The sequence below is a fragment of the Niastella sp. genome (genome assembly GCF_045805085.1).
In the GTDB taxonomy this organism is placed as follows: domain Bacteria; phylum Bacteroidota; class Bacteroidia; order Chitinophagales; family Chitinophagaceae; genus Niastella.
Genome location: NZ_JBJMLX010000144.1, coordinates 1 through 7,822, shown reverse-complemented (window position 1 = coordinate 7,822; position 7,822 = coordinate 1). Strand labels below are relative to the sequence as shown.

Annotated in this window: 5 protein-coding genes; 4 read left to right on the top strand and 1 reads right to left on the bottom strand. The window is 45.9% G+C overall.

All coding sequences use genetic code 11. The annotated features are described in order from the left end of the window. The 3 genes from ACJ751_RS07240 to ACJ751_RS07230 form a co-directional block, all read left to right on the top strand. Nucleotides 1-2,456, top strand: a 2,456-nt coding sequence (locus ACJ751_RS07240) for a DNA polymerase III subunit alpha (RefSeq protein ID WP_407744739.1), incomplete at its 5' end; no start/stop codon positions are given. Between the two features lie 181 nt (nucleotides 2,457-2,637). Continuing rightward, complete coding sequence (gene trxA / locus ACJ751_RS07235; protein WP_407744737.1) at nucleotides 2,638-2,958, top strand: thioredoxin; 321 nt, start codon at nucleotides 2,638-2,640, stop codon at nucleotides 2,956-2,958. Between the two features lie 141 nt (nucleotides 2,959-3,099). Beyond that, complete coding sequence (locus ACJ751_RS07230; protein WP_407744736.1) at nucleotides 3,100-4,878, top strand: carboxypeptidase-like regulatory domain-containing protein; 1,779 nt, start codon at nucleotides 3,100-3,102, stop codon at nucleotides 4,876-4,878. Nucleotides 4,879-4,956: 78 nt separating this feature from the next. Here ACJ751_RS07230 and ACJ751_RS07225 read toward each other — a convergent pair whose 3' ends face one another. Beyond that, on the bottom strand, nucleotides 4,957-6,201 hold the full coding sequence (locus ACJ751_RS07225) for a nucleoside permease (protein ID WP_407744734.1): 1,245 nt from the start codon (nucleotides 6,199-6,201) through the stop codon (nucleotides 4,957-4,959). A gap of 299 nt (nucleotides 6,202-6,500) precedes the next feature. On the opposite strand from ACJ751_RS07225, the gene mqnE reads away from it, so the two are divergent. Beyond that, a complete protein-coding gene (gene mqnE / locus ACJ751_RS07220; protein WP_407744733.1) occupies nucleotides 6,501-7,670 on the top strand; it encodes an aminofutalosine synthase MqnE in 1,170 nt (389 codons plus the stop codon). Nucleotides 7,671-7,822: the final 152 nt, after the last annotated feature.

The following is a 7,822-nucleotide window of genomic DNA, read 5'->3' as shown; positions in this document are numbered from 1 at the left end:
TGGCCTATTGCATTGGCATTACCAATATAGACCCCATTAAATACAACCTGCTGTTTGAGCGCTTTTTGAACCCCGACCGTAAGTCGATGCCGGATATTGATACGGACTTCGACGATGAAGGCCGGCAAAAAGTGATCGATTATGTAGTAGAAAAATATGGCAAGAACCAGGTAGCCCAGATCGTTACTTACGGTACCATGGCCGCGAAAAGCAGTATCAAGGACGTGGCCCGCGTACTCGACCTGCCCCTGGTTGAATCGAACGCCATTGCCAAGATGGTACCGGAAAAGCCGGGTATTGAACTCGGCAGGGTATTACATGCACCCTTAACTGCAAAAGAGGGGGAGAAATCGCTGGAAGAAAAAGAAGGCATTGGTCCCGATGAAATGGAAATAATTAAAAAGTTACGCGAAATATACAATGGACAGGGCCTTACCGCCACCGTGCTGCACGAAGCAGAGCGCCTGGAAGGCTCCGTTCGTAACACCGGTATCCACGCCGCAGGGATCATCATTGCCCCTTGCGATCTGACCGATCTGATCCCTGTGTCAACCGCCAAGGACTCCAGCTTGTGGGTTACCCAGTTTGAAGGCAGCCTTATTGAAGACGCCGGCGTAATCAAGATGGACTTCCTGGGTTTGAAGACCCTTACCATCATCAAGAACGCGCTGCGGATGATCAAGGAAAACCATGGGGTTGAATTGGACATCGAAACCATTCCGCTCGACGATCCCAAAACATTCGAACTGTACCAGAAGGCTGAAACCGTTGGTACGTTCCAGTTCGAAAGTCCCGGGATGCAAAAATACCTGCGCGATCTGAAGGCTGACCAGTTTGCAGATCTTATTGCGATGAACGCCCTGTACCGCCCTGGTCCGCTCGCGTACATCCCAAATTTTATCGACCGTAAACACGGGCGCGAACCCATCACCTATGACCTTCCCGAAATGGAAGAATACCTCAGGGAATCATACGGTATCACCGTATACCAGGAGCAGGTGATGTTGCTGGCGCAAAAACTGGCCGGTTTCAGTAAAGGGGATGCCGACGTACTGCGTAAGGCGATGGGTAAAAAGCAAAAATCGGTACTGGACAAAATGAAGGCCCAGTTCGTTAAAGGCGCTACCGAAAAAGGGCACCCTGCTGACAAGCTCGAAAAGATCTGGACCGACTGGGAAGCATTCGCCCAATACGCCTTCAACAAATCGCACTCTACCTGTTATGCCTATGTGGCGTATCAAACGGCTTATTTAAAAGCCCACTACCCTTCTGAGTACATGGCGGCTGTTTTGAACAACGCCGGTAACATAGAAAAGATCACCTTCTTTATGGAAGAGTGTAAGCGGATGGGTATTAAATGTCTTGGTCCCGATATCAACGAATCGAAAAAAGGTTTCTCTGTAAATAAAAATGGCGATATCCGTTTTGGCCTCGGTGGCTTGAAAGGCGTGGGTGAAGCCGCGGTGGACAGCCTGATAGAAGAACGCGAAAAGAATGGCGAGTACGTATCGGTGTTCGACATGATCAAACGCGTGAACCAACGTACGGTGAACAAGAAAACACTGGAAAGTCTGGTATACGCCGGTGGCTTCGACTGCTTTACCGATCTGCACCGTGCACAATACTTCTTTACGCCGCAAAACGATACCAGCACCGGCCTGGAAAAGATCGTTCGCTTTGGCAACATTTACCAGGCACAGAACGTAAATACCAGTAATACCCTTTTTGGCGGGTTGACCGAAGTGATGGAAATACCCCCACCCAAAATTCCGCCTTGCGAACATTGGTCGCTGACAGAGTTACTGAACTATGAAAAAGAGGTTACCGGCATGTTCATGAGCGGCCACCCGCTCGATCACTTCCGGTTCGAAATAAAACACTATGGTATTATTACCATGGCCGAGTTCAATGAAATAAAAGATACTCTGGCCCTGCAGGCCAACCCGGGCCGCCCCTTCAGGCTGGCGGGGCTGGTAACAGACGCCCAGCACCGGGTTACCCGTACCGGCCGACAGTTTGGTTCCTTCTGGATCGAAGATTATTCCGGTAAAAGCGAGTTCATGCTGTGGAGCGATGACTATATGCGCTTTCTCAACTACCTCGAAAAAGGTAAAAACCTGTTCATTACCGGCGCGTTCAAACCCCGGTTCAATAAAACCGAATTTGAATTCAAGATCGAAAAGATGAGTTTGTTGGAGAGCATTAAACAAAATCTAACAAAACAGGTTATTATTGATGTTGAAGCGCGGTACGTGAATGAGGAACTGATCAACTTCCTGGAAAAGAACCTAAAAGCCTTTCCCGGGAGTTCAAGACTGAAATTCAATGTTAAAGATATTAAAAATCAGTGCAAGGTAAGCCTGGCGACTGTAGAGGCCGGGTTTGAGATGAATGACGAAATGACTGCTTTCCTGCAAAGCCGTCCCGACCTGGATATTCAGGTGGTGACCGCATAAAATGCATTCATTCAGTGAGATCGATGTTTTCCCAATGACAGGGCAGACAACTAACCTGACAGGATAGGCAAACAACCGGTATGGCACACAATTCGACGATATTATAATACTTTTTGAAGTTCAAAACTTTGGAAAACGTTTAAGAATTTATTTATAAACTTTACATACTAAATTTATATTTATGGCTTTAGAACTTACAGACACAAACTTCCAGGACAAGGTCCTCGATTCTGATAAATTAACTGTTGTTGATTTTTGGGCTGAATGGTGTGGTCCTTGTCGCGCTATCGGACCAGTTATCGAAGAATTATCGAAAGAGTACGATGGTAAAATAAACGTAGGCAAAGTAAATGTTGACCATAACCCACAGTTATCTGTTAATTATGGTGTTACTTCTATCCCTGCTATCCTTTTCATAAAAGATGGTAAAGTGGTGGATAAGCTGGTAGGTGCACAACCTAAAAGCAACTTTGTAAAAAAGATAGAACAACATATAGCATAATTTGCTTTCATCTTCTTAAAAGCGCCCTCCCGGCTCAGTTCGGGAGGGCGCTTTTTTATGCCTTTAACTTACCCAGATCGCTTTTGCCTGTACGAAAGATTATATACCTTCACCTGCCTTAAACACAAACAACCATTCGCCATGAAATCTAAGCTCTTCTTCGCATTTACGGTGTTGTTAGCAACATTCGTTATCACATTCAGCTGTCAAAAATCAAGTCACGGTGATCCCGATCCCAACAATCCCAATAACCCCAATATTGAATATGTATCTGCGGGTGTATCCGGGCGTGTAGTGGACGATGCCAATCAACCGGTGAATGCAGCTACAGTAAACGTGGGAGCAGCCACAGCAACTACCGACATCAACGGTAACTTTACCATTACCAATGTTAGCCTCAATAAAAATGCAGGATTGGTTAAAGTTGAAAAAACCGGCTACTTCCTGGGCAGCCGAACCATTGTGGTGAACCCAAATGCAACCAATAACGTAACCATCCAATTGATCCCTAAAAAGGTGTCCGGTACCGTTAATGCAACCGGTGGTGGCAATGTAACCGTACCAAGCGGCGGTACCATCGCCTTTACCGGAAACAGTTTTACCAATACAGGAAACAACAGCGCTTATACCGGAACGGTTTCAGTAAGCGCGTTTTTCATAAACCCTGAAGCAAATAATTTTAAGGAGATCATGCCCGGAGCGCTAAGAGGCATCAATGCATCGAATGAAGAAACCGGTTTGCAAAGCTTTGGCATGATGGCCGTAGATCTAACCGGCGCGGGCGGTGAAAAACTGCAACTGTCAACGGGCAAAACGGCCACCCTCACCTTCCCTATTCCCAATAGTTTACTGGCAGCGGCGCCCAACACCATTCCCTTATGGAGTTTTAACGATTCATCAGGATTGTGGAAAGAAGAAGGAACGGCCACTAAACAGGGCAACAATTATGTAGGAACCGTAAGTCATTTTTCTTTCTGGAACTGCGATTATCCCTATGGTGTGGTTGACTTTAAAGCAATCTTAAAAGACCAGAATGGAAATCCCCTGTATCCGGCCCAGGTCGTTTTAACGTATAAAAATAATACTGATACAACAACATCATATGGGTATGGTAATACCGACAACACCGGCTGGGTAGGCGGAAAGATCCCCATAAATAAAGCGTTAAAAATGAAAGTATACAACAAATGCAATATGTTGTTGGATACAAAAGACATTGGTCCCTTTACAACCACAGCCGATCTGGGCACGGTTACGGTAATAAATGCAAACTCATCAACACTTCAAATAAACGGGAATCTGATTAATTGTAATGCCAGCGCTGTAACCAATGGCTTTGTTGATGTATTTCTCGACAAAGTACATAACCGGGCCATGGTTAGCGACAGCAAAGGTAATTTTAGCATTACCATTACCCGTTGCAGCGGTACACCTGCCACTGCTACCCTTACGGCCTACGATCTTGGTACTAACCAGAGTGGAGCCTCAACCAGTTTGTCGGTATCAACGGGCACTGCCAATGCAGGGGTGTTATCAGCCTGCGGAACTTCCATTGCAGAGTACGCCAACTATACACTGAACAGCGTATCCTATAACTTTGCCAAACCAGTCGATTCAATGGTATTGTATAAGCAAGGCAGTTATACTTTGTGGACCACCCGTAAAGGCAGTAACGCTAATGAGAGTTCCTATATAAGTTTCACGGCATCGGCTACAGGCACTGCCCCACTCAGTTATGTTACCATAAATACAAGTTCCAGATCCTGGTATTCAACAGGCACCGGCACATTAAACATCACCGAATTTGGCGCTGTAGGCACCGGATACCTGGCTGGCAATTTTACTACCACTTTGAAAGACACCATAAGCGCTCAAACGGCGCCTGTTACTTATACATTCAGGGTAAAACGAACTCAGTAACAGTTTATATAATTGATGGAATTAGAAAAGGGCCAAAGCAGCATAGAACTACTTTGGCCCTTTCTTATTACGTATTTCTTAATGGCTAATAGCCACCTTTTCATCAGCAGGAACATGCTTGTACTTAAATACAAACGGAAACACAATACCCAGCAACAGCGCATAACCGGCAAAGCTGAACCAGATGGCCTGCCAGTTCTTTATCCCATCCACCGTGAAATGATCCACTACACGCCCGCTGATGTAATTGCCCACATAGGCGCCCACACCATTGGTCATTAACATAAACAATCCCTGCGCACTGGCCCTGATCTTGATATCGGCTTCCTTTTCCACAAACAAAGAACCGGAGATATTGAAAAAGTCGAATGCCATACCATAAATGATCATCGAAAGGATCAACAGCCACAACCCGCTGCCGGGGTTGCCGATCGCAAACAATCCGAAACGGAATACCCAGGCAAAGATGCTCAGGAGCATTACCTGCTTTATGCCAAACCGTCTTAAAAAGAAAGGAATGGCCAAAATAAACAGCGTTTCGGAGATCTGTGAAATGGAAATTAAGATATTGGAGTGCTTTACCCCAAACGCATCAGGATATGTTTTTCCAAAATCGCTGAGGAAGGCGGACCCGAAAGTATTGGTGATCTGTAACGCAGCACCCAGCAACATGGCGAACAGAAAAAAGATGACCATCTTGTTTCTGTTAAATAACACAAAAGCATCGAGCCCCAGTGAACTGGCCAGACTTCTTTTTGCGGCCGATTTAACAGGCGGACAACCGGGCATCGTAAACGCATACACCCCCAGCAATAAGCCTGATCCCCCACTGATATATAGCTGCATAGGGCTTAGGTTAAAACCACACAGGTCAACCATCCACATCGCTGCAATAAAGCCAATGGTGCCCCATACGCGGATGGGCGGAAAATCCTTTACAATATTGAACCCTCTTTTTTCCAGCACGATATACGATACGGTATTATTCAACCCGATCGTAGGCATGAACATAAAAGAATTCAACAACATGATGGTATAAAGCGTGGGGTAATCGGTCACTTTGGAAGCATAGAACAAGAGTAAAGCACCGATGATATGACAAAGCCCCAATACCCTTTCGGCATTCAGCCAACGGTCTGCCACAATGCCAAATAAAGCAGGGGTAAAAATGGAGGCCACCCCCATAGTTCCATAAATGCTGCCTACCTGAACGCCGGAAAAATGCAGCACATTGAACATATAAGCGCCCATGGAAATAAGCCACGAACCCCAGACAAAGAACTCCAGGAAGTTCATAATAATGAGACGTAACCTGATATTCAAAATATATTCTTTTTGGTTGTGAAAAATGGTGAACAGGACTCACCGTCTTTAATACGGGAAGATAAATAATTAAGGTACAAGAAACAAGGTGAAGGCAGACGGAAAAGGAAAACATGGCAGAAGGCAGACGGCAGAAGGCAAAAAGAAAACACGGCAACGGTCTTTGATAATTCAGAAATCTGCTATTAGTGTGGCCGTTGGACCTGGAGCTTTCTGCCTTCTGCCTTCTGCCGTCTGCCATTTGCCTTTTTACCGTAACTTTGGCCCCACTTTAATGTTATACAACCAAAGAAGCGCAAATGAGTACTAACATTCAGCAGGTTATAGCAGCAGAACAAAATCCGGCCCTCCGCACCATTGCAGAGAAGATCGTAAACAAACAACGTATTACTCCCGAAGATGGATTGTTATTATTTGAACAGGCCGGCTTACCCTTTGTAGGCGCCCTGGCCAATTTTGTGCGGGAACGGCTGCATGGAGACACCACCTATTTCAATCGTAATTTTCATATAGAACCCACGAATGTGTGTGTGTTCGCCTGTTCCTTCTGTTCCTATTCCCGCCTGTATGCACACCGGGAAGAAGGCTGGGAACTGACCACCGAACAAATGCTGAACATCGTAAAAGGCTATGATGGCAAACCGGTAACGGAAGTGCATATCGTAGGCGGTGTTCATCCCAAACTCACTATGGAGTTTTTTGCCGACCTGTTACGCAAAATAAAAGCGCACAGGCCTGAACTGCATATCAAAGGCTTTACCCCCGTAGAGCTGGATTATATGTTCCGCAAAGCCAAAATGACTGCCGATGAAGGCATGAAATACCTGCACGAAGCCGGACTGGATTCTTTACCCGGCGGCGGCGCCGAGATCTTTCATCCCGAGGTTAGGGAAAAGATCTGTGCCGATAAAGTAGATGCAGAAGGCTGGCTGGCCATTCATGAAGCCGCGCACAAACTGGGCATGCACAGCAATGCCACCATGTTGTACGGCCATATTGAAGAATTCCGTCACCGTATAGACCATATGGAACGCCTGCGCCAGTTGCAGGATAAAACCGGCGGCTTCAATACCTTTATTCCGCTTAAATTCCGCAATAAAGAGAACGACATGAGCAACGTGCCCGAATCCAGTGTGATTGAAGACATGCGCATGTACGCCATCGCCCGTTTGTATATGGATAACTTCCCGCACCTGAAAGCCTACTGGCCAATGCTGGGTCGCCAAAATGCGCAATTGACGTTATCATTCGGGGTGAATGATATAGATGGTACTATCGATGATTCTACTAAAATATATTCCATGGCCGGTTCTGAAGAACAAAACCCGGCTATGACCACTGCCCAACTGGTTACCCTTATTAAACAGGCGAAAAGAAAGCCTGTTGAAAGAGACACGTTGTATAAGGTATTACATGACTATAGTGAGATGGAGGTGGATAAGATTGACGTTGATCCTGCGATGAATTAAGGTGCAGGTTGATAGAGTTGACGAGTTAACAGGTTTAAATAACTGGCCCTTCCGCCTCCTGGCGTAGGGGCTTTTTGTAAATATGGTCAATGGTGAATAGCTCGCGATTATTTGCAATTAATAAGTGATCTTGCACCGCGGAAAATTCTCTG